Raw genomic sequence first — 24,471 nt, forward strand, 5'->3', positions numbered from 1 at the left:
ACCGGAAAGGCGACAAAAAATGCGTTACGACGTCGTTATCATTGGTGGAGCCATCGTCGGCTCCTCGATCGCCTATTATCTGCGCGAGGAAGGGTTCTCGGGCTCGATTGCGCTGGTCGAGCGCGACCCGCAATTCGCCCATGCGGCGACGACGCTGTCCTGCGCTTCCATCCGCCAGCAATTCTCTATCCCCGAGAACATCCGCCTGTCGCAGTTCACGCTGAAACTGTTCCGGCGGCTGAAGGAAGAGTTCGGCGCCGACGCCGATATCGGCTTTCGCGAAGGCGGCTATCTCATCCTTGCCGGCGAGAACGGCCTGCCGATCCTCAAAGCCAACCACGAGGCGCAGATGGCCGAAGGCGCCGATATCGTGCTTGAGGATGCGGAGGCACTTGTCCGCCGGTTTCCCTGGCTGTCGGCGGAGGGCATCACCGCCGGCGCCTATGGCCGCAGCGGCGAGGGCTGGTTCGACGCGCATGCCATGCTGATGCTGTTCCGCAAGGCGCTGCGGGCAAAAAACATCGATTTCATCACCGCTGATGTGACCGGTATCGAGCGGCAGGGCGACCGTGTCACCGGCGTCAGCATCGACAATGGCGAGCGGCTCGAGGCCGGCATCGTCGTCAACGCCGCCGGACCGAATGCCGGCAAGGTTTCCGCAATGGCCGGACTGGCGCTGCCGGTGGAACCGCGCAAGCGCAACGTCTTTATCTTCGAGGCGCGCGAGAAATATGACGATATGCCGCTGCTGGTCGATCCCTCAGGCATCTATGTCCGGCCGGAAGGCTCGGTCTACATCAGCGGCGGCGCCGAGCCGGAAGAGGGCGACGGCCCCGCCGATCCTGCTGATTTCGAGCCGGACTGGCCGTTGTTCGAAGAGGTGATCTGGCCGGTGCTGGCGATCCGCATTCCCGCCTTCGAGGCGATCAAGCCGACGCGCGCCTGGGCCGGCCATTACGACTACAACACGCTCGACCAGAACGCGGTGATCGGCCCGCATCCGCAGGTCAAGAATTTCCTCTTCGCCAACGGCTTTTCCGGCCACGGCCTGCAGCAGGCGCCGGCGGTCGGCAAGGCGCTGGCCGAGCTGATCGTGCATGGCGGCTATCGAACGGTGGACTGCTCGGCGTTTGGGTACAGCCGTGTCGCCGAAGGGCGGGCGTTCAGGGAATTGAATGTGATTTGAGCAGGAAGGGCTGGCGCGCCGCGGCGGTCCTTTTTTGATGCCGGAGGGGGCGCGAAGGAACGCCACGGACCGGCTTCATTCCTCGCCGTCAATGCTCGCGGCCGAACCAGAATGCGTCGGCCATGCGCGTCATGCCGATCCGCTCATAGAAGCCGACGGCGTCGGTTATGGAAATCAGGGCGATGGCGACCGTCGGCCCGAGCTGCCGCCGCGCTTCGTCGAGCAGGCCCTTGCCGATGCCGAGCCCTTGCGCCGATTGGGAAACGGCGAGTTCGGAAATGTAGCACACCCACGAAAAGTCGGTGACGCCGCGCGCGACACCGACCAGCGGCCTGCCCGGCGCATCGCGGCGCGCCGTCAACACCAGATCAGCGCTGGCAAGCATCGCCTTCAAGCGAGCCTCGTCATTGACGGGGCGGTTGGCGCCGAGGCCAGATTCCACCAGCACGCGGCGGAACTCGGCTGCGTCGAGGGCCGGTTCGCCGGCGTAGAGGATTTTGGATCGCGTCGTCATGCCGGCCAAGGTGCACCATAGGCCGCCGGTTTTGAAGCCGCTCTATGCCGGTCTCGTGCGCCATGGACCAAAACAGCCGCCTTTTATTTGCCCGCAGCTTTGTGTAAACCGAGCGCCAACACATTCCGCAGCGAAAAGAAGACGGCAGACCCATGGAAAAATTCACCAAGCTCACCGGCGTCGCCGCGCCGATGCCGATCGTCAATGTCGATACCGACATGATCATCCCCAAGGACTATCTCAAGACGATCAAGCGCACCGGGCTCGGCAGCGGGCTGTTCGCCGAAATGCGTTACAAGGATGACGGCTCGGAAAATCCGGACTTCGTGCTCAACAAGCCGGCCTACCGCAAGGCGCAGATTCTGGTGGCCGGCGACAATTTCGGCTGCGGCTCCTCGCGCGAACACGCGCCGTGGGCACTGCTCGATTTCGGCATACGCTGCGTCATCTCGACGTCGTTCGCCGACATCTTCTACAACAACTGCTTCAAGAACGGCATCTTGCCGATCACCGTCAGCCCCGAGGATCTGGAGAAGCTGATGGACGACGCCTCGCGCGGCTCCAACGCGACGTTGACGGTCGACCTCGAGGCCAAGGAAATCCGTGGGCCCGACGGCGGCGTGGTCACGTTCGATCTCGACGACTTCAAGCGGCACTGCCTGCTCAACGGGCTCGACGACATCGGGCTGACCATGGAGAAGGCCGACGCCATCGCCGCGTTCGAGAAGCGGAATGCCGAGCAGCGCCCCTGGGCCTGAACAACGGGAATTGAGATAGGGGCCGAGCGGCGAAGCGTCGTCGCCGGCGGGTCTCGTGTGGCGGCTGAACGGAGGGACAGTCATGACACGTTCGCTTCTTGCCAGCGCCTGCGCCCTGGCGTGGATTCTGATGCTGGTGGTTGGCGCGCATGCACAGACCGACATGGTGCTCGTGCCGGCTGACGATCCGTCGGGCGGGGCCGCCGACCAGGACGCGTCGAGGACCGCAAATGCGGCCCTAACCGACAATGACAGCCAAGCACCGATCCCGTTCGAGGGTGGGCAGCTGACCATCACCCAGCAGGAAGAGTATGGTGAGAAAGTGCTGGCCTATGATGGCAAGCAGCTGGCGAGCAATTACGATGTGTTCTTCGACAGAATCGTCAAGATCGGCGGCGTCAATGCGGCGCTGGTCGATGTCGGCGACGGCGGCAACCAATGCGGCCCGGCCAAGGTGATCGTGTGGAAGCCAGAAGGCGGCACGATCCAAACCACCACTGTCGAGCAGGACGAATGCGGCGCGCCGCCGGCGGCAGTCTCCGACAACGCCATCTATTTCGTGCCTTATCTGCTGCCGGGCGATTCGAAGCCGGCGTTGCAATGGTCGCCTACCGGCGGCTTGTCGACCTCGGGCAGCCTGACCTATACGCCAGAACCCGGCACCGACTGGAAGGATGTCGATCCTTCGAAATACGACAACGTCATCGATGCCTTCCACAATGAGGCCGTCTACAAGGAGGCTGAAAAGCTGCTCGGCAAGGAGATGTCCGACATGGCGACCAGCCTGCTGGTCGGCGGCGGCACCGAGAAGACCGCGTCGGGCGCCTTCTACGCCAGCGGCTGCGTGCCGCATGATTGCGGCGGCAATGACGGCTTCATGGCGGTCGACCCGGTGAAGCACGCGCTCTATTTCGCTCGCCGCGGCGACAATGGCGAGCCGCAGGCGTGGCCCGCGGTGAAGACATGGCCGGCTGATATCAAGGAGGCGCTGGACAAGGCGCTGGGGTCGGGGAATTAGCTTGGCGACGGAGCAATCGCACACCTTCGTCACCCCTGGGCTTGACCCAAGATCCATATCGCGACCTCGGCCCAATTTAGTGGCACGGCTGCTGGAAAAAGCAGTTTGTCGTGGTCCTTTCCACCGCCTCCAACCTGCCGGCCTCAGCCCTTCGCTGCCGCTCCGGGCGTTCGTCGTTCGGAAAGCCAAGCCTTACTTCGCTCCGAGGCTCAATGCCTTTTTGCGGTCGGCCTCGGCACGCTTGTGGTTGCCCTTGGCGTCCCACGCTCTGCTTCGCACTTTATAGGCGGCGGCGAAATCCGGTTTGAGCTTTATCGTCTGGCTTAAATCGGCGATGGCCCCGTCATAGTCCGCTTTGCTGGTCCGAATCACGCCCCGGCCCAAATAGGCAAAGGGGTTTTTGCGATCGAGGCTGAGCGCCCTTTCGAAATCGCGCAGTGCTGCGGCGTCCTCATGTCTGCCCATCCATATGAGACCCCGATCGGCATAGACCCTTGCGTCCTTGGTATTGAGAGTGATGGCCTTCTCGTAATCCGCAAGCGCCCCGTCGTAATCTCCCTGGAAACCGCGGTTCTGGCCGCGGTCATAATAGGTATCGGCAAAATTCGGGTTGAGCGCGATCGCTTGGCTGTAATCAGCCACGGCATGAGCGTAATCGCCCTTGGCCTCCCATGACATGGCGCGGGCCAGATAGGCATCATGGAATGCCGGAAAGAGCGCAATCGCCTTGTCGTAAAGGGCTATGGCGCCGTCATAGTCGTCCTTTCCATACAGCGCTCGACCCTTGTTGAACGTCTGCGCGGCCAGCGAAGTCCAACTCGGTCTGGTCGCTTGCTCGCCAGCCCGGCCAGCGGCCTTGCCCGGCATCTTCGATGCGTTCGCTTCGTCTCTTGCCACCATCGCCAACTTGCGGCCCTTGCGGGCGGGGGCGATCTTTGGATCGAGTTTCAGCGCCTGGTCGAAGTCGGCAATCGCCGGGTCGTAGTCGCCCTTGGTGAACCAGACGCTGCCACGCGCAAAATAAGCAGGCGCATATTGCGGTTTGAGTTCGATCACGAGGCTGTAGTCGGTGATGGCGCGATCCAGTTCGTTCTTGTTGGTCCACGCGACGGCGCGGCCGAGATAAGCGTCCAGATAGCCGGGATAGAGTTCGATCACCTTGCCGAAGTCGCTGATGGCTGCATCATACATGCCCTTCCCGACAAGCGACGTGCCGCGGCCGACATAGGCCGAGGCTTTTCTCGGATCGAGCGCAATCGCCTTGCTGTATTCGGCGATGGCGCGATCGTATTTGCCTTTGTCGTAGAAGGCATCGCCGCGATCGATGAAAGCCTTGAGGTTTTTCGGGTCCGAGCCGACGGCGTCCGGCGCGCCACCACCTTTTGCCAGCGCAGCCACCGTCGCCTTGCGGGCGACCGCATAGTCTGGATTGCCAGGGTTGAGCTTTATGGCCTGGTCGAAGTCGGCGATGGCGCCGTCATAGTCCTTCTGGTCGGCCCGCGCCATGCCGCGCGCGTAATAGCTGGCGTCATCCTTCGCATCGATCCCGATTGCCACCGAATAGGCGGCGATTGCGCGCCCTGCGTCGCCCTTGGCGTGCCACGCCATGCCCCGGCAATAGTGAGCGTCGCGCACCTTCGGCTCGAGCGTTGCGGCCCGGTCGCAATCGGCGAGAGCGCCATCGGCGTCGTCGGAAGTCACCTTGGCGAGACCGCGGCGAAAATAGGCCGCGGCGAAATTGGGAGCGAGCTGGATGACCTTGTCGTAATCGGCGATCCCTCTGCTGTAGTCGAGTTTGGCGGTCCAGGCCCTGCCGCGGCCGAAATAGCCGAAGCGGTTGTTGGGATCGAGCGCGATCACCTGATCATATGCGCCGATCGCCTCGTCGTATTTGCCCATGTCCAGGAAGGCATCACCGCCAAGCACCGCTTCCAGCGCGCGCGGGTCCTTCGCCTCCAAGGCCTTTGCCGCCAGCGTGTCGTCCGTGGCCATGATAACTGGAGTGGGCGCTTGTGGCTTCGCCTGTTGCCTGTCCGGCTGCGGGGTCAGTCCGCGCTCACCGCCGGCAACCTGTTCGCCGCAGGCTCCCGCCCGCTTCGGATCGAGTTCGATGGTGCGCCGGCAATCCGCTGCGGCCCCGGCCTCGTCGCCATTCAACGCCCGCGCGCGGCTGCGGACGAGATAGGCATCGGCATTGTCCGGGTCGAGGCTGATGGCCTTTGCCAGATCGAGAAGCGCGCCGCCGCTGCTAAATTCTGCAAGTCGCGCCTCGGCGCGCTCGATCAGGACTTTTGCAGCCGCTGGGTCCCTTATCTTCCCGGCGGCCGACTGGGCTGGTTCGTCCGGCGCGTGTTCGTTGCAGGAACCCGCCCGCTTCGGGTCGAGGTCGACGGCGCGCCTGCAGTCGGCGGCGGCAAGGGCGTCGTTCCCTTGTGACGCTTCGGCAAGCGCCCGGTTGTAAAAGGCTTCGGCGTTGTAGGGGTCGAGCTGGATCGCAAAGCTGAAGGTATCGATTGCGCCGCCGACGTCCCCCTGGACCTGTTGCTCCAACCCTCGTTTCAGATTCCAGGCAACGAGATCGGAATGATCCTCCTTCTTGGGGTAGAGTTGCAGCGGCTCGTATGCGGGAGGTGCGGCTGGCTTGGCCGCTTGTGGCGCGGCCGGCGCGTCGGCGGCTCCGCCTGCACCATAAGCCGGGCTGGCCGCAGGGTCGGTAGCTTGCGCGGTTTTCGGACTTACCCTGCGCTTGTCGAGTTGGACGCTTAGCCTTTCCTTGCGGTAATCTGCGTTGCTTGGATCGAGCGCGATGGCTTGGTCCAGATCGGCGATTGCTTTGTCCGGATCGCTCGCCTCCCAGACAAGGGCCCGGACAAAGTACGACCTTGGATCGGTCGGCTTCAAAGAGATAGCTTTGTCGAGATCGGCAAATGCCTCCTTTGAATTGCCGATCCGGGCCATCGTCATGCCGCGTACTCGGTAAGCCTGGGCGTCGGCCGGGTCGCGGCGGACGACTTCATCCAGATCGGCAAGAGCGCGCGCATAGTCTTTCTTTAAGCCCCAGCTCTTGGCGCGGTTAAAGTAGAAAGTGGAATTTGCCGGGTCAAGCCGGATCGCCTCGTCGAACGCGGCAATGGCGCGGGTATGGTCACCCTTATTCTGCCATTCCACTCCGCCCGCATTTTGAGCGGAAGCGGCGCTTGAGCCGCCACCGCGGATGCCGCCGTTCGGCTTACCCAAAGCCTCGACAATCAGACGCGCGCAATCGCGCCCCTTGTCTACGTCGACCCCGGCAATATGCTTGCAGTCGGCTTCGGCGCGCTTGCGCTCGCCCTTGGCGATCCATGACAGGGCGCGGTCATGGTAAGGCATGACAGGGTCCGTTCGCACGCTCTCTGCCTTGTCGTAATCGGCCTGGGCCCGCACCGCATCGCCCTTGTCTTCCCAGGCAATGCCGCGCACGCCATAGGCCATCTCGTTGGCAGGGTCGATGTCGATCGCCTTGTCGCAATCGACAATGGCGCGATCGTGCTCGCCTTTCTTGCCGAGTGCCCTGGCGCGATTGACGTAGAGGCCGGCATCGTCCGGTGTGAGCGCGATCGCGCGCGTATAGTCCGCAACGGCTCGATCGAAGTCCCCTTTGTCCTCCCAGGCAATGGCGCGATTGGTAAAAGCGCGCATGTAAGTCGGATCGAGCGCGACCACCTCGGTCATATCGGCGATGACATGGTCGATATCGTTCTTCTGGGTGTAGGCCAGGCCGCGCACGAAATAAGCATTCACGCGCAGATCGGGGATCTCCTTGCTGTCCTCGGCAATAGCGGTGCAAGCGGCGATCTGCTGGTCGGCACCGACCTTGCCCTCGCTGAAACAGGCAGCATAATCCTTGCCGGCGGCGTATACCGAACTGCTCATTCCGCCAAGCACCACAATCCCCGCGAGGACCAGCGCCAACAGCGGCACGCGCAAAACCCCTGCAACAAATGCGCGCGCCAGCGCGTCGGTGCGGCATGACATGGTTCTGATCCTCCCCCCGGAGTTACTGCGACTGCCCTCGCGGATACCTATCCTATATAGTTCTGTTTTTGTTCCTTAATGCAAGCAGAAATTGCAGTGGCCGTCGAAGCTGCCGACCTCCCCCTTGCGGGGCTAAGGAGTGGTCCGTGTAGCGAAGGGGAAGTCAATTGCCTGGCTTTCCGAACGACGAACGCCCGGCAGAGGGGCCGTCCCGCCGACATCAAAGATATTGCACCGCCTATCCATCTGTGTTGGCCCATGGCGGGACCGGCGTCTTCCCTGCAAAATACTCACAACCACTGCGAGGCACCATGCGTAAACTCATCTCCACCGGTTCGCCTTTCGAAAAAACCGCCGGCTATTCGCGCGCCGTAGTGCAGGGCGACTGGTGTTTCGTTTCCGGAACGACCGGCTACGACTATGCGACGATGACCATGCCGGAGACGGTCGAGGCGCAGACGCGCAATTGCCTGGCCACCATCGGCAAGGCATTGCAGGATGGCGGTTTCGAGATGGCCGATGTGGTGCGGGCGCATTACTACATCACCGACCAGGCTTTCGTGGATATCGTCTTTCCGATCCTCGGCGAGGCCTTTGGCGAGATCAGGCCGGCGGCGACGATGATCGTATGCCAGTTGAACAAACTGGAAATGAAGATCGAGATCGAAGTCACGGCGCTGCGGCGGGCGGCCCGATGAAAGTCCGGCGCATCGTTGCAAACATAGACACGCAGGACGTTGCAGCGGCCAAGCGCTTCTATCAGGATGTGCTCGGCCTCGATCTCAAGATGGATCTTGGCTGGATCGCCACCTATGGCTCGCAAGAGACAATGACCGTGCAGGTCAGCTTCATGGCCGAGGGCGGCTCCGGCACGCCGGTGCCGGATCTGTCGATCGAAGTCGATGACGTCGATGCGGCGCTCAAAGCGATGAAGACCGCCGGCTTTGCCATCGAATATGGGCCGGCCGACGAACCCTGGGGCGTACGGCGATTCTTTGTGCGCGATCCGTACGGACGGCTGGTCAACATTCTCTCGCACAGATGATAGCGGTCATGACGCGCAGGCTTGCGCAGAAATCGCTTGGCGTTTAGCAAGGCCGCGGTTCAAAACATTTTCCGGGACGGTTCTGATGGCTTCGAAAAATCTTCTCCTGCTCGCCGGCGACGGCATCGGCCCCGAGGCCATGGCCGAGGTGAAGAAGCTGATATCAGCCATGAACGACAAGCTCGGCAGCGATTTCGTCACCGACGAGGGGCTGGTCGGCGGCTGCGCCTATGACGTGCATGGCGCGGCGATTTCCGATGCCGACATGGCCAAGGCGATGGCCGCCGACGCGGTGCTGTTCGGCGCCGTCGGCGGGCCGAAATGGGATGCGGTGCCTTATGAAGTGCGCCCGGAAGCCGGACTGCTGCGGCTGCGCAAGGACATGGAGCTGTTCGCCAATCTCAGACCCGCCATCTGCTATCCGGCGCTGGCGGCGTCCTCCTCGCTCAAGCAGGAGGTGGTCGAGGGGCTCGACATTCTGATCGTGCGCGAGCTCACCGGCGGCGTCTATTTTGGCGAGCCGAAGCAGATCATCGATCTTGGCAATGGCCAGAAGCGCGGCATCGACACGCAGGTCTACGATACGTTCGAGATCGAGCGCATCTCGGGCGTCGCCTTCGAGCTGGCGCGGACACGCCGCAACCATGTGACCTCCATGGAAAAGCGCAACGTCATGAAGTCAGGCGTGTTGTGGAATGAGGTCGTCACACAGACCCACAAGGCTAGATATGCCGACGTCAAGCTCGACCACATGCTGGCCGATGCCGGCGGCATGCAGCTGGTCCGCTGGCCCAAGCAGTTCGACGTCATCGTCACCGACAATCTGTTCGGCGACATGCTCTCCGACATCGCCGCCATGCTGACCGGCTCGATCGGCATGCTGCCTTCAGCGTCTCTCGGCGCGCCGGATGTGAAGACCAAGAAGCGCAAGGCGCTTTACGAGCCGGTGCACGGCTCGGCGCCCGACATCGCCGACAAGGGCATCGCCAACCCGATCGCCATGATCGCCTCCTTCGCCATGTGCCTGCGCTATTCCTTCGGCATGGTGGCTGAAGCTGACCGTCTGGAAAGCGCCATCGCCGCCGTGCTCGACGAGGGTCTGCGTACCAGGGACATCCTGTCCGATGGGATGATCGAGGTTGGCACGGTTCAGATGGGTGACGCGATCATCGCGAAGTTCCTGGGCTGAGCTTGTGGCGGTCGACGTCCGCTGGGCGACGGCCGGGGATGCGGCAGCGCTTGCCGTCATGCTGCGCGAGATGGCCGTACACTACCGGCAGCCGCCTCTCGAAGCGGATCGGGCTCTGTCGGCGGCGGAGAAATGGCTTGGCCAGGAAAGCCCGGCCTATCCGCATTTTGCGCTCGCTTTCGCCAAAGGCGAGGTTTGCGGGCTTGCCTCGGTTGCGATCGCACATCCCGGCATTGATCTTGAGCGGCTGCTGTTTCTCAAGGACCTGTTCGTGCGCGAGAATGCCCGCAACGCCGGTGTCGGCCGGGCGCTGATGGCGTTCCTCGCCAGCCATTGCCCGCGCGAAGGCATCGGCCGCATCGACCTGACCACCGAGGACTGGAACGAGGGTGCGCTGCGATTCTACGACGGGCTTGGTGCCGAGCGCCACGACCAGAAGGTCTTTCTCAGGCTTTCGGGCGAAGCCCTGAAGGCGATCCCAGCTAGATCTTGACGCCGGCCGGCACCGCACCCCAAGGGTTTTCGCCTACCTGAGACGGGATAAGCCCGAAGACCAGAACGGCCAAGCCACCAACAGCCGGAGCGTAGCAGAACAGGACAAGCCAGCCGCTCAGGCCGATATCGTGCAGGCGCCGTACCGTGAGCGCAATCGACGGCAGGATGGTTAGCAGCACAAAAAAGAGGGCGGGAACGAACCCTATCTCCGTCCTGCCCGCGTCGTAGCCGAAACCGTTGATGGCTAGGTTGAGCAGTATGCCAAAGCCAAAAAGCGCGACAAACATGATGGCCCAAAACAGCCAAAAGGCCCAGAATTCCTTGCGGCGGGCGCGTCCGCTGAAATTGTGATAGTCCTCGCTTACCGCGCGCTGGAAGTAAGCCCACAGTCCTGTAGAACCGGCGGCGGGCCGATCTTCGGCGAAACGCACAGGCTGCCGTAGCTGACCGGCGCGTGACGGCGACATATCGCCAGCCGGTGAGGCCGCGACGATGTCGCGCGCCGTTCCATCGTCCGGCCGGAACTCGACGAGCGCGCCCCTGACCAGCGCCACGTCCTGGCTCAGGTCTTCACGCGCGAAGATATAGCGCTTGCCGTCCACTCCGTTGATGTAACCGAAGTCTTGACCCTCGTCGTAGTGGAACTCTGTGCCGCGCATTGGTTTCCCCTAAATCGCACCGCCTATATGCTATCTAGAGTTGTATCACGTTGCAAGATACACTTTTAAGATAGATGGTTGACACCTGCCGGCACCGGACCCCACTGATTTTCACGGGCCTGCGTCGGGACCAGCGCGAAGACCAGGATGATCAGCCAGCCGATGGTCGGGATAAGCACCACCAGAAAAAGCCAGCCGGTCAAGCCGATGTCGTGCAAGCGACGCACGTTCAGTCCGATCCATGGCGGGATTGTCGCCAATACAAACACACCGCAAAGGCCGACCGTCACTGTCGGCAATTCGTCAAAATTGCTCATGGCGTCGTCGATGAAGAAGCCAATGCCGACGACTACGATCAGCGCGATCGTCCAGAACAGGCAATAGCCCCAATATTCTTTGCGGCGGGCACGGTGGGCGAAGTTGAAGTAATTCCCGGTCAGGCCGCGCCAAAAATAATCCCACAATCCGGTAGCAGCCGTGACGGGACTCCTTTCCGCGGAACGGCCGAAATGTTGCGGCTGACGTGCCCCGGGTACATTGCTGGCTTGAGACGGGGCGTCGGCCGGCGGACTGGCGGTTTGGGCGCGGGCTGGAAAAACGTCGCGTCCCCGTCCGCCAGCCGGCTGGAACTCGACGAGCGTGCCCTTGGTCATCGACACTTCCCGGCGCAGATCCTCGCGCGCGAACGTGTAGTGGTTGCCGTCGGCTCCGGCGATGAAACCGAAGCCCTGGTCCTCGTCGTAGTGAAGCACTTCGCCGCGCATCCGCCACCCCGCTCGCCACGTACCGGCCAAGGTGTGACACAGGAGCGATCCCGCGGGCAAGGCCGTGCAACGTGGCTACCGTCTTCGCAACAAATGAAGGATAAGGCATAAGGAGCAACCGCCTTCGCCCCAAAGCAGACAATGACAATCGAGCGATCTGATGCCAGGACCGAGGATGGCGAGATCACAAGGCCCCCGACGCTGGTCCCTGTAGTTCCCCCGATACTGGCCATCGACGCCACCGGCCTTATGTACTGGCCACCCGGCAAGGGTCTGGCAGGCGTTCCGCGGGTAGAGAGCTTTCTCATCAACGCGGCGTTGGCGGATCCCGACCCTTGCGTGGAGGTGGTGGCGTTCAGGTCCGGCCGGTTTCGACCTCTTGCCCCATTTGAACAGGAGCATGTCGCGATGGGTGAAGTTCCACCTCATCGCGCCAAACGATGGTCGGGAAGAAGCACGGCGCTGGCGCAGTCCTTCGAGGCGGTGAGGCAACATCCGTGGGGCAAGCGCGACGCCGACTGCCACCTTGCCAGGACGGTGACCAACGGCAAAGGCGGGTTCAATTTTCATGCGGTCAGGCTGCTGATCCGCGCCTATCGTCTGTACCAGCGGGCGCGGGCTCGGTTGGGCTTGCGCCAGGGTGTTCCGAGCCAAGCCGCTGGGGCTGAACGGAGCCTTGTGCTGATCAGCCAGCGCATCCTCACGCAGGACGACCGGTCGGCGGTCTCGGGAGTCGCCGGTGACCTCGCCTTCCTCTGCCATGATCTTATCCCGGTATTGCGTCCTGACCTCCTCGGTGTGGACACCGGCGAGGGCCGCTACGGGTCCTATCTCGAGCAGCTCGTACGCTCGGGCGCGCCAGCGTTCTGCGCCTCCGACGCGGTCGGTGCCACGCTCACCGATCATATGCGTGAGGCCGGCATCGCCCCGCCGGTGGTGTATCGGTTTCCGATGCCATCCATCCTGCACGAGACCGCTTCCCGTATGGGCGCGACCTTTCGCATCGAGGCTGGCGAGCCGTTCGTGCTCTATTGCTCGACCATTGAAGTGCGCAAGAACCACATCCTGCTGGCGCGGATATGGCAGCAGGCACTCGAAGAAGGCGTCAAGCTGCCGAAACTTGTCTGCGCCGGGCGCTGGGGCTGGATGATCGAGCCGTTGCGCGCCTATCTCAAGGCTCATCCAGGCCTGCTCCAGTCGATCACGTTCACCGGGCTGGTCAGCGATGAGGAGCTCATCCAATACTATCGCAGTGCTTCCTTCGGCGTCTTCCCGTCGCATATCGAGGGATGGGGCTACGGAGCCTCGGAATGTCTCGATTTCGGTATTCCGGTCATCGTCTCGACAACGCCATCGCTGATCGAGGCGACCGGAGGTCTGATGCCGGCGATCGATTCCAATGATCAGGCGGGTTGGTACGCCGCCATCCGCAGGATGGCGGAAGATATGGCGTGGCGTTCCTCGCTGGTGGACCGCATCGCGAAGCAACATCGGCCGACGCCGACTTCGGCAAGCTGGGCCACCATCAAGGCCGGCCTGCAGACCAGCGCGGCGAGCTGCCGCTCCAAAAATCGAGCGCCGTGACCGCAAGGCCGCTCTACGAAGGCCGCGTCTTCACCTTCTTGTGCTTCGGCGCGCCACCGGCTTCGAATTTCGGCTTGCCCGGCTTTTTCGCCCAAGGCTTTGCCTCGAATGCCCCGGCGGGACGCTGGTCGCCTGGGGATGGCGGGCGCTTTTCGAATTTCGGCTTGGGCGCGTTCTGGTCGAACGTCCGCTTGCCACGATGCGGCTTCTTGTCCGGCCGTGGCTCCTGATAGCCCGCCCGCGACAGGTCGGGCGTGCCGTCCAGCCGCTTCACCGCGATGTTGTTCTGCAGCTTGCGGTCGGGGCCGATCGCGGCGAGGAAGCGATCGGCCCAATCGGCTGATATCTGCACGAAGGTTTCTTCCGGCTGCATCTTGATGGCGCCGATCTCGAGCTTGGTGATGCCGCCGGTGCGGCACAGCATCGGGATCAGCCAGCGCGGCTCGGCATTCTGCCGGCGTCCCACCGACAGCGAGAACCAGACGCTGTCGCCGAAATCATCGCGGCGGCTTGGCGCCTCGTCGCGACGGGCGGATCTATCGCCAGAGGGCCTGTCGCCCGACGGCGTGAACGGAGCGACGTCGAGGAGATCCTCGGGCGCCGAGCGGCTGGAGCGGCAGAGACGCACGAAGGCCGCCGCCACCAGTTCGGCGCCACGTTGGTCGAGAAGCGTGCTTACGAAGTCGCGCTCCTCGTCCGTCACAGGTTCGCTGAAGACCGGGTCGGCAAGAATACGCTCGTCGTCGCGCCGCAGGACGTCGTCGGCCGAAGGCGGGCTTGCCCATGTCGCCGCAAGGCCGGCACTTTGCAGCAGCCGTTCGGTGCGCCTGCGGGCGTTGTTGGGCACGATCAGCGCGCTGACGCCTTTGCGTCCCGCGCGTCCGGTCCGACCGCTCCGGTGCAGAAGCGTCTCAGGATTGGTCGGCAGGTCGGCGTGGATCACCAGTTCGAGGTTGGGCAGGTCGATGCCGCGTGCCGCCACGTCGGTGGCGATGCAGACTTTTGCGCGGCCGTCGCGCATCGCCTGCAGCGCGTGGCTGCGCTCGTTCTGGCTCAGCTCACCCGAGAGCGCCACGACGGAAAAATTGCGGTTGTTGAAGCGCGCGGTCAGGTGGTTGACGGCAGCGCGGGTGTTGCAGAACACCAGCGCGTTCTTCGCCTCGTAATAGCGCAGCACGTTGATGATGGCGTTTTCCCGGTCGGCCTGGGCTACGCTCAGCGCCCGGTATTCGATGTCGAGATGCTGCTTCTCCTCGCCAGCGGCCGAGATGCGCACGGCGTTGCGCTGGTAGCCCTGGGCCAGAGTGGCGATGGAGCGCGGCACGGTGGCCGAAAACATCAAGGTGCGGCGCTCGGCCGGAGCGGCGTCGAGAATGAATTCCAGATCCTCGCGAAAGCCGAGGTCGAGCATCTCGTCGGCCTCGTCGAGCACGACTGCCTTCAGTTCAGACATGTCGAGCGAGTGCCGAGTGATGTGGTCGCGCAGCCGGCCGGGCGTGCCGACGACGATATGGGCGCCGCGTTCCAGCGCGCGCCGCTCGGTGCGCATGTCCATGCCGCCGACGCAGGACGCCACGGTCGCGCCGGTCAGTTCGTAAAGCCATTCCAGCTCGCGTGTCACCTGCAGGGCGAGTTCCCGCGTTGGCGCCACGGCCAGCGCCAGGGGTGCCGCGGCGTGAGAAAAGCGCTCCGCGCCATCGAGAAGGGTCGGCGCCAAGGCTAGGCCGAAGGCGACTGTCTTGCCTGAGCCGGTCTGCGCCGAAACCAGTGCATCGGCCTGGCCGAGCCCAGGGGCCAGAACCGCCTTCTGCACCGGCGTCAGATCGACATAGCCGCGTTTTTCCAGCGCCTTTGCCAGCGCAGGAACGATAGCTTCGAAATTGGACATATTACTCTTTCGGAATTCGGATACTTTATGCCCGGCAATGGGTCATCCGTCGGCGAGCGCCAGGAGCGCCACGAGCCAAACGATCCTGTCGTTCGTACTTCGCGCCGCCGCCATTGTACAGGGCAAGCCGTCTCGCCTCGTCGCGATTGACTCTTTACGCAAAGCGCGTAAAAGCCGGCACCGAACGGGACAGTTTTCGATGCGCGGCCTTTTGATGGCGCTTCTTGCATTCGACTACCCTGGCCGCAATGCAAACCATTGGGCCGGGCGCGTCGGCGCGTCTCCTCGTTTCAGCAAAACCCCATTCTTGGTCAAAGAAACCGGCAAAACGACCACTAAAACGGTCTGATTCCCTTGGCCTAACCACCCTCTCCCGGGTCCGGCCCGGGGGTTGAAACCCGCTTCGGCCAGCGGGTTTTCTCCAAAAACCGAGCGGAGAGGACAGGAGATTTCGATGAGTTTCAAAGTTGCAGTCGTCGGCGCCACGGGCAATGTGGGCCGGGAAATGCTCAATATACTGGAAGAGCGCGGCTTTCCGGTGAGCGAGGTGGTGGCGCTGGCCTCGCGGCGCAGCCAGGGCACGGAAGTGTCGTTCGGCGACCGCACACTGAAGGTCAGGGCGCTCGACCAATATGATTTTTCCGACACCGACATCTGCATCATGTCGGCCGGCGGCAACGTCTCGAAGGAATGGTCGCCGAAGATCGGAAAGCAGGGCTGCGTCGTCATCGATAATTCATCGGCCTTCCGCTACGACCAGGACGTGCCGCTGATCGTGCCGGAAGTGAACCCGGACGCGATTTCCCTGTTCACGCGCAAGAACATCATCGCCAATCCGAATTGCTCGACGGCCCAGCTCGTCGTGGCGCTGAAGCCGCTGCATGACTTCGCCACCATCAAGCGTGTCGTCGTCGCCACCTACCAGTCGGTGTCGGGCGCCGGCAAGGAAGGCATGGACGAACTGTTCACGCAGACGCGGGCCGTGTTCGTCGCCGACCAGGTCGACGTCAAGAAGTTCACCAAGCGCATCGCCTTCAACGTCATCCCGCATATCGACGTCTTCCTCGACGACGGCTTCACCAAGGAAGAGTGGAAGATGGTGGCCGAGACCAAGAAGATGCTCGATCCCAAGATCAAGCTGACGGCGACCTGCGTGCGCGTGCCGGTGTTCATCGGCCATTCGGAAGCCGTCAACATCGAGTTCGAAAAGCCGATCACAGCCGACGAGGCGCGGGATATTCTTCGGGACGCCCCTGGCTGCCAGGTGCTCGACAAGCGCGAGGACGGCGGCTACATCACGCCGCTGGAATCGGCCGGCGAGGATGCCACCTTCATCTCGCGCATCCGTGAGGATTCGACCATCGACAACGGCCTGTCGATGTGGATCGTCTCCGATAATCTGCGCAAGGGCGCCGCACTCAACGCCGTGCAGATCGCCGAATTGCTGATCGAGCGCGGGCTGATCCAGCCGAAGAAGAAGGCGGCATAATTTTCGCTCACGGGCCGCACCGCCGCTACCGCGGCTGGCCCTCCGCGGGGGCGCCGGACGACCGGCGGCCCGCAGTCGCGAGCTTGGCCTTTGGCCGTGGTTTCGCTCCCGGGCCACACCGCCGCTATCGCGGCTGGCTCTCCGCAGGGGCGCCGGCGACCGGCGGCCCGCAGTCGCGGGGCTTATAGTATGAGCATTGACGCCAAAGTCGTGCTGCGTCCGGCCATGAGTTCGGATGCAGGCGTCATTGCGAATATCATGCGGGCGGCGCTTGCGTCGTTCGACTGGATGCCGGTCATGCACACGCCGCCTGAGGACCTGGCTTTCATCAGCGGTGTGGTGTTGCAGCAGCAACACGTCACGGTCGCCGAGGCTGGCGGGAATATTGCCGGCTTCATCGCCGTCAGCGGCGAGTGGGTGGAACAGCTCTATCTCGACCCCGCCTGGACAGGGCGAGGCATCGGCAGCCGGCTGCTGACGGAGGCGACAGTCGGTTTGCCGGTCGTGAAACTGTACTGTTTTCAGTCCAACACCGGTGCCCGGCGCTTCTATGAGCGCCATGGCTTTCGCGTGGGAGCTCTCCGCAGCGGCACGAACAATGAAGAGGGCCTGCCGGATATTTTTTATGTCCGAAGGCGCTGACCTTCAGTCGGTGCTCTCCACCGCGAGTTTCCGCAGCACATCCATCGCCTCCTCCGCCCGGTCGGCGGGGACGAACAGATGGTCATGATAGAAGGCCGAGACCGGATTGACGCCCATGCCGGCAGCGGCCAGACGCGTGGTGATGGCGGCGAGGAAGCCCACCGCTTCCAGCGACGAATGGATGTTCAGCGTCACCATCCGGCAGGGAACACGGCTTCCAGGCCAGTGGCCCTGGCTTCCTCTTCACGCACGATCAGCGTCGTGCCCTCGCGCTCGCGAAACAGCATCACCGGATCGAGAGAGTGAGGCGCCAGCGCGTCAGGCGGCAGCGTGACGAAGACATGGACGCCGGGATGCAATTCCGGCGTCATCATTGCCAGAAGTTTCTTCAGATCGGTCTCGCCGGCCATTGCTTGGTTCCGGATGTTACGCGGGTCAGACGGTGATTGTGGCGAGCGCCTATGCTCTTCGGCCGCACGAACCTTCGATACCGCGCTCAACCCTTTCCCTGCAAGGCAACGGATGGATCGGCATTCCACCAGCGTGAAAAACAAACCGGACGTGTCGGATAGTCGCCTTACGCTGCGTCCTTGGTTCGGGTCCTGGCGAAGAGAGCCAGTGCTCGAAACAGCCGAAGGGAACACCAATGACCATTTCTCAAGCATCCATCACGCCAGGCGCGCTGTGGGCAGGCCGTGGGCTCAGCGCCCTCATCGTGCTGTTCATGATCTTCGACGGCGTCATAAAGCTGCCGCCGCTCGATATCGTTACCCAGACCATGGTGCAGCTCGGCTGGCCGGCCGATGCCGATGTCTCGCGCATGCTCGGTATCATCGGGCTGGTCTCGACCGCGCTCTATGCGGTCCCGCGCACCTCGGTGCTCGGCGCCATCCTGCTCACCTTCTATCTCGGTGGCGCCATCGCGACCCATGCGCGCCTCGGCAGCCCGCTGTTCTCGCATACACTGTTCGGCGTCTATCTCGGCGTCATTCTGTGGGGTGGCCTTTTCCTGCGCGATCCCAGGGTGCGCGCGCTGATCCCCTTCACGGCTGACGGTCGTCGTTATTCCCCAAAACGGATCAAATTTCGCATCCGCGCGTTATCGACGCACGGCGGGTAGTAGGCGTTTCCCGTGCGGGAGGAACGACAAATGAGAAAGACGATGCTTTTGATGGCCCTGCTGGTGCCGCTCGGCGCCTGCTCGCAAACGGAAAAGGGCGCGGCGGTCGGTGGCCTGGGTGGTGCGGCTGTCGGCGCTGCCGTGGCAGGCGATCCCGTGGAAGGTGCTGTCATTGGTGGCGCTGTCGGCGCCGTGGCTGGCGCGCTGATCGGTCGTGCCAGTGAAAGCGGCCAGTGCCGCTACCGCGACCGCTACGGACGCGTCTACGTTGCCCGCTGCCCGCGAGGTTACTGATAGACCCCGCGTCATAAGTCGGACGAAACAGCAAAACGGCGGGTAAGGCGCCCGCCGTTTTGCGTAGGGAACAGAAAGCGAATTATTCGGCGGTCGCGGCTTCCGCCTCGGCCGGCGCGGCTGCCGCTGCGGCAACAGCGGCGGCTGCATCTTCCTGCGCCTTTTTCAGAAGGGCGGCACGCTCCTGCGCCTTCTTGCCGGGCTCGGCCTTCTTCGGGTTGGAGCGAGCTTCGCGCTTGGCGATGCCGGCCTCGTCGAGGAAGCGCAGCACGCGGTCGGTCGGCTGGGCGCCGTGCGAGAGCCAATGCTTGACGCGGTCGGCGTCGACCTTGACGCGCTCGCCGTCCTTGGGCAGCAGCGGGTTCCACGAGCCGAGCGACTCGATGAAACGGCCGTCGCGCGGCGAACGGGCGTCGGCGACGACGACGTGGTAATAGGGACGCTTCTTCGAGCCCGCACGGGCCAGTCGGATTTTCAGTGGCATTTCTTTTCTCCTAAAACTCTGATTTTCGTTGGTCGGGGTTGTGGCTGTTGTTCTTATGCATGTCGTTGTCCCAAAACCGCTGCGCACTTTTGGGCGACATGCACTGGTCCTCAGCCGGTTTTCGTTGCGCCGTTGGATGCGGCGATCTGCTCGTGATGCCGGATCACTTCGCGGACGACGAAATTCAGGAATTTCTCCGCAAAATCCGGATCGAGATGCGCGTCCCTCGCCAGTTGGCGAAGGCGGGCGATCTGCTGCTGCTCGCGCGCCGGATCCGCCGGCGGCAGGCCATGCGTCGCCTTCAGTACGCCGACCGCCTTGGTGCAGCGGAAACGCTCAGCCAGCATGTGGATGAGCGCTGCGTCGATGTTGTCGATCGAGGCGCGGTAGTCGACCAGCGCCGCACGTGCGTCGGCCATGTCCTTTTTTTCGTTCATCGCGCCCTCACTTCTTCTTGCCGAGTCCCGGCAGGCCGCCGCCAGATCCCGGCAAACCAGGAAGCTTCATGCCGCCGGGCAGCCCAGGCAGGCCGCCACCCCCGGGTAGGCCACCGGGAAGGCCCTTCATGCCGCCGAGACCGGCTGCCTGCGCCTGCTTCTGCAAGGCTTCGAGCTGCTTGGGGTCCATCTTGGACAGGTCCGGCATGCCGCCGCCCATCATGCCGCCCGGACCACCCATACCGGGCATCATGCCGCCGAGCCCCATCTTCTGGGCCAGGCCGCCCATCATGCCGCGCATGAGGCCACCGCCTTTGCCCTTGCCGCCCATCGCCTTCATCATGTCGGCCATGCCGCGGTGCATCTTCAGCAGCTTGTTGATCTCGGCCGCATCTGTGCCGGAGCCGGCGGCGATGCGCTTCTTGCGCGAGTGCTTCAGAATATCGGGGTTGGCGCGCTCGGCCTTGGTCATCGACGATATGATGGCGAGCTGGCGGCCGAACATCTTGTCGTCGAGACCGGCGGCGGCCATCTGGTCCTTCATCTTGCCCATGCCCGGCATCATGCCCATGATGCCGCCCATGCCGCCCATCTTCGACATCTGCTGAAGCTGGCCGGCAAGGTCGTTCAGGTCGAACTTGCCCGACTGCATCTTCTTGGCCATCGCCGCCGCCTGCTCGGCGTTGATGTTTTCGGCGGCCTTTTCGACAAGGCTGATGATGTCGCCCATGCCGAGGATGCGGTCGGCGATGCGCTTGGGATGGAATTCCTCCAGCCCGTCCATCTTCTCGCCCGTACCGATCAGCTTGATAGGCTTGCCGGTGACGGCGCGCATGGAGAGTGCTGCACCACCACGGCCGTCGCCATCCATGCGGGTCAGCACCAGGCCGGTGATGCCGACGCGCTCATCGAAGCTTTTCGCCAGATTGACGGCGTCCTGGCCGGTCAGCGAATCGGCGACCAAAAGGATTTCGTGCGGCGACGACACCTTCTTGATGTCGGCCATCTCGACCATCAGCGGCTCGTCGATGTGGGTGCGGCCGGCGGTGTCGAGGATGACGACATCATGGCCGCCGAGCTTTGCCGCCTGCACGGCGCGGCGGGCGATGTCGACCGGCGTCTGGCCGGCGACGATTGGCAGCGTGGCGACCTTGACCTGCTCGCCGAGCTGGCGGAGTTGCTCCTGCGCGGCGGGGCGCCGCGTGTCGAGCGAGGCCATCAGGACTTTCTTGTTCTGACGCTCGGTGAGGCGCTTGGCGATCTTGGCGGACGTCGTCGTCTTGCCGGAGCCCTGCAGGCCGACCATCATGACGACGACCGGAGCCGGCGCATTGAGATCGATGGCGACGCCCTCGGCGCCGAGCATGTCGACCAGCTCGTCATGGACGATCTTGACGACCATCTGGCCGGGCTTGATCGACTTCACCACGGCGGCGCCGACGGCCTTCTCGCGCACCTTGTCGGTGAAGGAACGCACCACTTCCAGCGCCACGTCGGCCTCGAGCAGCGCACGGCGCACCTCGCGCAGCGCCGCCGAGACATCCGCCTCGGACAGGGCACCGCGGCCAGTCAGGCCGTTCAGGATGGAGCCAAGGCGCTCCTGAAGGGATTCAAACATCTGTCTTCCTTCAATCTCGGTTCGGGTTCGATCCGAGAGGTAATGCGTTCGCGCCCAGTGTCCAAGCAAAAGCCCGTGCAGGCAAAAGCCAAAGCCAAAAAGCACCCGGGGGCGCATAGCGCTGCCGGATGTTGGCCTCCAGGATCGATTTACAGCACGTCACCTCAAAGAGGTTTCGGCGTCCTGGTCGGCTTGCTCGGAGGGATACTCGTCGCGGAATTCGCGGCGTGTAGACAGGAAATCGGCCGCGGAGTCAAGGTGCGGGCCGAATACGGTCGCTGAAACACGGCTTAATCGGCCGGCAAGCTTGATCCGCCGGGGTGCGAAATATCCGGCTCGACCTTCAGCGGCGAGCGCGGATGAAGCAGCAGCAGGATCGTCAACAGGCTGCAGACGATGCCGATCGCCGCGATGAGGACGGCATCAAGCGTCGTCCAGCCGGCGCCTTCGAGCGGCTTGGCGTTGAACAGGGCGAACGAATTATAGCTTTGCTGGTGCGAAATCAGCAGGAAACCGGTGAGGTTGTTGCCGAGATGGGCGCCGAAGGCAGTACCCAGATTGCCCGTGGCATAGACCACAAGCGTCAGCAGCAGCGCAAAGGCGGCGATCGAGGCCAGCACGCAGGCGTTGATGGCAGCCGTCGAGCTTGGGCTCCAATGCATCGAAGTGAACAGAAGCCCCGGCAGCAGCGCCCAGATGAGGGGATTTTGAAACCGGTTGGCCAAGCCCCTCAAGAGATAGCCGCGGAACAGCGCTTCCTCGGACGAGATCTGCATCAGGGTCAGCACAACGATCGGGATCAGGAACAGCAGCCACGACGACACGCCGATCGCACCGCGCGCAATGTCGGGCTGCAAGAGATAGAGCAGGATCTCGGAGAGCAGCGATGTCAGCAGCACCGCAGCCAGTCCCTTAAGGAATCCCGAGCGCGAAACCCGGCGGCTGGTGCCGATCAGCGCCATCAGCGGCTCGCGATGGACCCAGCGCATGGCAGCCCACAGGCCGAGCCAGATTCCGGCAAAGGAAGCGAGCGCGGCGAGGATCCCGGTGGGCGTTGCCATAAAATCCTGCACCGCCCCTCCGACTATCGGGGCGCCAGAGGATGCCTGCCAGAGAACGAAGAAATAAGTGCCGCCGACCAGCACCGCGATGGTTGTCGCGACCCAGAACAGGGTGACGATCGCCGTTCCGAGCAACAGGCGCGGCAAGGTCGTCTTGGCGTTGGGAGAGCGCCGGTAACGCTCGAAGGCATCTGGATCGATCGTCACGCGGGTTCACAGGCTGGTGCTTCGGTTTGGATGATCTATGTGATCGGCATCTTTCGCGCAATCACCCCGTCCGAGCAACGATGCGGGATCACTCGGGTTACGACAATGTCCGATGGCGGCGACCGCCGGTGGCACGTGCCCGCCGGCCGCCCTGTTGGTTGGTGACGTCAGCGCTCGACGTACATGATGCGTCGGGTGCCCGGATCGACCAGTGCCGGCTGGCCGTTTACATAGACATAGCGGTAGTCATAGTCCGGAATCTCGCGCAACTCGACGGTATCGGGCAAGGTCGCGCCCGTAACCACCTCGCCCTCGAGATAGACCGGGTCGAGCCGGTTCGTGTCGATATAGGTACGGACTTCGGCCGGCGGCCGTCTGATGGTTTCGATCGGCTCGCCAGCGACGATCGCGCCGGTATAGGTGTCGGAAAACTCGCTGTCGGCGGGCGCCTCGACGATGGCAATGTCGGCGTCGGCCGGGCGCCGGGTCAGGACGACCTCACTGCCGCCGAAATCGGCCGTCACGTAATCGGAATAGATCCAGCCCTCGCCATTGGCCTCGGCTATGGTGCACCATTTGCTGTTTTCGATGCAGCCCTCGAGCGTTGCCGACTGGCCGGCGGCGAGCACGCCGATGACCGGGTATTGCGGGCCGGGGCCGGCGCGCACGTTGAGATCGGCGACGGCCGAGACGGCGGTTTCGGCCAAGGCTGCGCCCGACATGGCGACAAGCGCTCCAGCAACGGCAGGAAGCAGTATGCGGTTCATGATTTCGCTCCGTTTTCGTAATCCCTCGCGAACGAAAACGAAACAAGGCCTCATGCGTTCCGGCTAAAATGCCTCGGCCGGCTCACGTTTTATTCCAGATTCTTTCGCTACACCGGTCAGGAGTTCATGGACGAAAGCCAGCTTTTGCGCGGTCACCTCCGAGATGACGAAAGGATAGAGGTCGGGCAGGCCCATGCAGCGGTTGATCGAGTTGGAGGCTTCCGACAGCACCAGCCAGCGGGCGAGGATCTTTTCGAAGGGTTCAGGAACGGCGGCAGGTTCCGACGGCGCCGGCTGCAACTCGCCGCCGGTGTCGCCCCGCGGCAGGTCGTTGGCCTCCACGGTTTGCAGCCGGCCGAGCGGAAAATTCAGCGCATGCACCATCTCCAGCGTGTCTGTGATGTGCAGATGGTGCGCCCATGTCTCGGCCCAGTCCTCCCAGGGATGGGACGTGGCATAGGCCGAAATGTGGCCCTGCTGCCAGTCGGGCGGCGCGCCATTGGCATGGTAGCTCTTCAGCGCCTGCTCGTAATCGGCGCGTTCGTCGCCGAACAGTGCGCGGAAGGCGGCGAGCCGTTGCGGGTCGTCACGGATCAGGCGGTCCCAGTAATAGTGGCCGAGCTCGTGGCGGAAATGGCCGAGCAAAGTGCGATAGTTCTCGCCCATCTCGACACGCCGCTTTTCGCGCTCGGCCGAGTCCGCTTCGGCGACATTGAGTGTGATCAGGCCGTTGTCATGGCCGGTCAGGATACGCTCGCCGCCCGGACCGCCGATCGGATCGGCGAGGAAGTCGAAGGCGAGGCCGGTCTCGTCGCCGGCGTTCTGCTTGGGTGCGACCGGCAGTCCAGCGGCGAGCAGCGAATAGATGGCCCGCTTCTTTGCCGCTTCGACACGGATCCAGCGGCGGCGGTTGCCATCGACCGAAAGGTCCGGGATCAATTGGTTCAGCATGCACGCGCGGCAGAAGGCATGGCCCGGTTCCGCCATCCAGTTGCAGGCGCACTCGTCGGCATTGGTGCATTGGAAAACGCCGTCGGCGCCGGATAACGCGAAGCGCCCATGCCGGGGATCGTAGAGCACGGAGCTGGCGCAGTTCAGGCACTGGGCGTTCTCGAAATAGAGGCGGTGGCCGCAATGCGGGCAATCGAAGAGCTTCATGTCAGTCTCAAATCATCAGGCGCGGATATGGTGCGGAGTGGCACATCGCCCAAACGCCTGTGAGCAACCAGCGTTCCTGC

23 protein-coding genes and 2 pseudogenes are annotated in these 24,471 nt (G+C 63.3%); 13 read left to right on the forward strand and 12 right to left on the reverse strand.

All coding sequences use genetic code 11. The annotated features are described in order from the left end of the window. Positions 1-19: 19 nt before the first annotated feature. Entirely contained in the window at positions 20-1,186 is a 1,167-nt protein-coding gene (locus E5X88_RS21650; RefSeq protein ID WP_292164909.1) for an FAD-binding oxidoreductase, read from the forward strand. A gap of 88 nt (positions 1,187-1,274) precedes the next feature. Here the strand turns inward: E5X88_RS21650 and E5X88_RS21655 are convergent, their stop codons facing one another. Continuing rightward, positions 1,275-1,700: a GNAT family N-acetyltransferase gene (locus E5X88_RS21655; RefSeq protein ID WP_292164910.1), complete on the reverse strand. Its 426-nt coding sequence runs from the start codon at positions 1,698-1,700 to the stop codon at positions 1,275-1,277. 152 nt (positions 1,701-1,852) lie between these two features. Between E5X88_RS21655 and leuD the strand changes: the two genes are divergently transcribed. Further along, entirely contained in the window at positions 1,853-2,458 is a 606-nt protein-coding gene (gene leuD, locus E5X88_RS21660; protein ID WP_292164912.1) for a 3-isopropylmalate dehydratase small subunit, read from the forward strand. 82 nt (positions 2,459-2,540) lie between these two features. Further along, entirely contained in the window at positions 2,541-3,476 is a 936-nt protein-coding gene (locus E5X88_RS21665; RefSeq protein WP_292164914.1) for a hypothetical protein, read from the forward strand. Between the two features lie 192 nt (positions 3,477-3,668). Here the strand turns inward: E5X88_RS21665 and E5X88_RS21670 are convergent, their stop codons facing one another. After that, positions 3,669-7,490 carry a tetratricopeptide repeat protein gene (locus E5X88_RS21670; protein ID WP_292164916.1) on the reverse strand — a complete coding sequence of 1,274 codons (3,822 nt, stop codon included), beginning with the start codon at positions 7,488-7,490 and terminating at the stop codon, positions 3,669-3,671. A 311-nt stretch (positions 7,491-7,801) separates the two neighbouring features. Here E5X88_RS21670 and E5X88_RS21675 point away from each other — a divergent pair, with 311 nt between their 5' ends. The 4 genes from E5X88_RS21675 to E5X88_RS21690 all read left to right on the forward strand — a co-directional run bounded on the left by E5X88_RS21675 (position 7,802) and on the right by E5X88_RS21690 (position 10,217). Next, entirely contained in the window at positions 7,802-8,188 is a 387-nt protein-coding gene (locus E5X88_RS21675; RefSeq protein ID WP_292164918.1) for a RidA family protein, read from the forward strand. Beyond that, positions 8,185-8,535 carry a VOC family protein gene (locus E5X88_RS21680; RefSeq protein WP_292164919.1) on the forward strand — a complete coding sequence of 117 codons (351 nt, stop codon included), beginning with the start codon at positions 8,185-8,187 and terminating at the stop codon, positions 8,533-8,535. Before E5X88_RS21675 ends, E5X88_RS21680 begins: the two co-directional genes overlap by 4 nt. Before the next feature lie 85 nt (positions 8,536-8,620). After that, complete coding sequence (gene leuB, locus E5X88_RS21685) at positions 8,621-9,724, forward strand: 3-isopropylmalate dehydrogenase (protein WP_292164920.1); 1,104 nt, start codon at positions 8,621-8,623, stop codon at positions 9,722-9,724. A 4-nt stretch (positions 9,725-9,728) separates the two neighbouring features. Beyond that, positions 9,729-10,217, forward strand: a complete 489-nt coding sequence (locus E5X88_RS21690) for a GNAT family N-acetyltransferase (protein WP_292164921.1) — start codon at positions 9,729-9,731, stop codon at positions 10,215-10,217. On the opposite strand, the gene E5X88_RS21695 is transcribed toward E5X88_RS21690, so the two are convergent. Both E5X88_RS21695 and E5X88_RS21700 read right to left on the reverse strand, forming a co-directional pair. Beyond that, a complete protein-coding gene (locus E5X88_RS21695; protein WP_292164922.1) occupies positions 10,207-10,878 on the reverse strand; it encodes a DUF805 domain-containing protein in 672 nt (223 codons plus the stop codon). The genes E5X88_RS21690 and E5X88_RS21695 overlap by 11 nt on opposite strands. A 65-nt stretch (positions 10,879-10,943) precedes the next feature. Next, on the reverse strand, positions 10,944-11,642 hold the full coding sequence (locus tag E5X88_RS21700; protein WP_292164923.1) for a DUF805 domain-containing protein: 699 nt from the start codon (positions 11,640-11,642) through the stop codon (positions 10,944-10,946). A gap of 408 nt (positions 11,643-12,050) precedes the next feature. Between E5X88_RS21700 and E5X88_RS21705 the strand changes: the two genes are divergently transcribed. Next, a complete protein-coding gene (locus E5X88_RS21705) occupies positions 12,051-13,226 on the forward strand; it encodes a glycosyltransferase (RefSeq protein ID WP_292164925.1) in 1,176 nt (391 codons plus the stop codon). A 13-nt stretch (positions 13,227-13,239) separates the two neighbouring features. Here E5X88_RS21705 and E5X88_RS21710 read toward each other — a convergent pair whose 3' ends face one another. After that, entirely contained in the window at positions 13,240-15,114 is a 1,875-nt protein-coding gene (locus E5X88_RS21710; protein ID WP_292164927.1) for a DEAD/DEAH box helicase, read from the reverse strand. A gap of 37 nt (positions 15,115-15,151) precedes the next feature. Here E5X88_RS21710 and E5X88_RS21715 point away from each other — a divergent pair, with 37 nt between their 5' ends. From E5X88_RS21715 to E5X88_RS21725, 3 genes are all read left to right on the forward strand, one after another. Next, a complete protein-coding gene (locus tag E5X88_RS21715; protein ID WP_292164928.1) occupies positions 15,152-15,463 on the forward strand; it encodes a hypothetical protein in 312 nt (103 codons plus the stop codon). Positions 15,464-15,568: 105 nt separating this feature from the next. Next, positions 15,569-16,603 (forward strand): aspartate-semialdehyde dehydrogenase, encoded by a 1,035-nt coding sequence (locus E5X88_RS21720; RefSeq protein ID WP_292164930.1) that lies wholly within the window; start codon positions 15,569-15,571, stop codon positions 16,601-16,603. Between the two features lie 189 nt (positions 16,604-16,792). After that, entirely contained in the window at positions 16,793-17,245 is a 453-nt protein-coding gene (locus tag E5X88_RS21725) for a GNAT family N-acetyltransferase (RefSeq protein WP_292164932.1), read from the forward strand. Between the two features lie 3 nt (positions 17,246-17,248). Here the strand turns inward: E5X88_RS21725 and E5X88_RS21730 are convergent. Further along, a pseudogene (locus E5X88_RS21730) lies at positions 17,249-17,655 on the reverse strand (ACT domain-containing protein). A 236-nt stretch (positions 17,656-17,891) separates the two neighbouring features. Between E5X88_RS21730 and E5X88_RS21735 the strand changes: the two are divergent. Both E5X88_RS21735 and E5X88_RS21740 read left to right on the forward strand, forming a co-directional pair. Continuing rightward, positions 17,892-18,290: pseudogene (locus tag E5X88_RS21735) on the forward strand (DoxX family protein); the annotation flags it as partial. A gap of 105 nt (positions 18,291-18,395) precedes the next feature. Beyond that, positions 18,396-18,659 (forward strand): YMGG-like glycine zipper-containing protein, encoded by a 264-nt coding sequence (locus E5X88_RS21740; RefSeq protein ID WP_292164934.1) that lies wholly within the window; start codon positions 18,396-18,398, stop codon positions 18,657-18,659. An 82-nt stretch (positions 18,660-18,741) separates the two neighbouring features. Here the strand turns inward: E5X88_RS21740 and rpsP are convergent, their stop codons facing one another. The 6 genes from rpsP to E5X88_RS21770 all read right to left on the reverse strand — a co-directional run bounded on the left by rpsP (position 18,742) and on the right by E5X88_RS21770 (position 24,391). Next, the gene (rpsP, locus tag E5X88_RS21745) at positions 18,742-19,143 is read right to left on the reverse strand and encodes a 30S ribosomal protein S16 (protein ID WP_126036094.1); all 402 of its coding nucleotides are present in this window, start codon (positions 19,141-19,143) and stop codon (positions 18,742-18,744) included. Between the two features lie 110 nt (positions 19,144-19,253). Continuing rightward, complete coding sequence (locus E5X88_RS21750; protein ID WP_292164937.1) at positions 19,254-19,580, reverse strand: chorismate mutase; 327 nt, start codon at positions 19,578-19,580, stop codon at positions 19,254-19,256. Between the two features lie 7 nt (positions 19,581-19,587). Continuing rightward, entirely contained in the window at positions 19,588-21,198 is a 1,611-nt protein-coding gene (gene ffh, locus E5X88_RS21755) for a signal recognition particle protein (protein WP_292164939.1), read from the reverse strand. A 290-nt stretch (positions 21,199-21,488) separates the two neighbouring features. Next, complete coding sequence (locus E5X88_RS21760) at positions 21,489-22,466, reverse strand: CPBP family intramembrane glutamic endopeptidase (protein ID WP_292164941.1); 978 nt, start codon at positions 22,464-22,466, stop codon at positions 21,489-21,491. Positions 22,467-22,633: 167 nt separating this feature from the next. Next, a complete protein-coding gene (locus tag E5X88_RS21765) occupies positions 22,634-23,233 on the reverse strand; it encodes a DUF1236 domain-containing protein (protein ID WP_292164943.1) in 600 nt (199 codons plus the stop codon). A 63-nt stretch (positions 23,234-23,296) separates the two neighbouring features. After that, on the reverse strand, positions 23,297-24,391 hold the full coding sequence (locus tag E5X88_RS21770) for a putative zinc-binding metallopeptidase (protein ID WP_292164945.1): 1,095 nt from the start codon (positions 24,389-24,391) through the stop codon (positions 23,297-23,299). Positions 24,392-24,471: the final 80 nt, after the last annotated feature.

Origin of the sequence: Mesorhizobium sp., from assembly GCF_004962245.1 — a bacterium.
Taxonomy (GTDB): domain Bacteria; phylum Pseudomonadota; class Alphaproteobacteria; order Rhizobiales; family Rhizobiaceae; genus Mesorhizobium.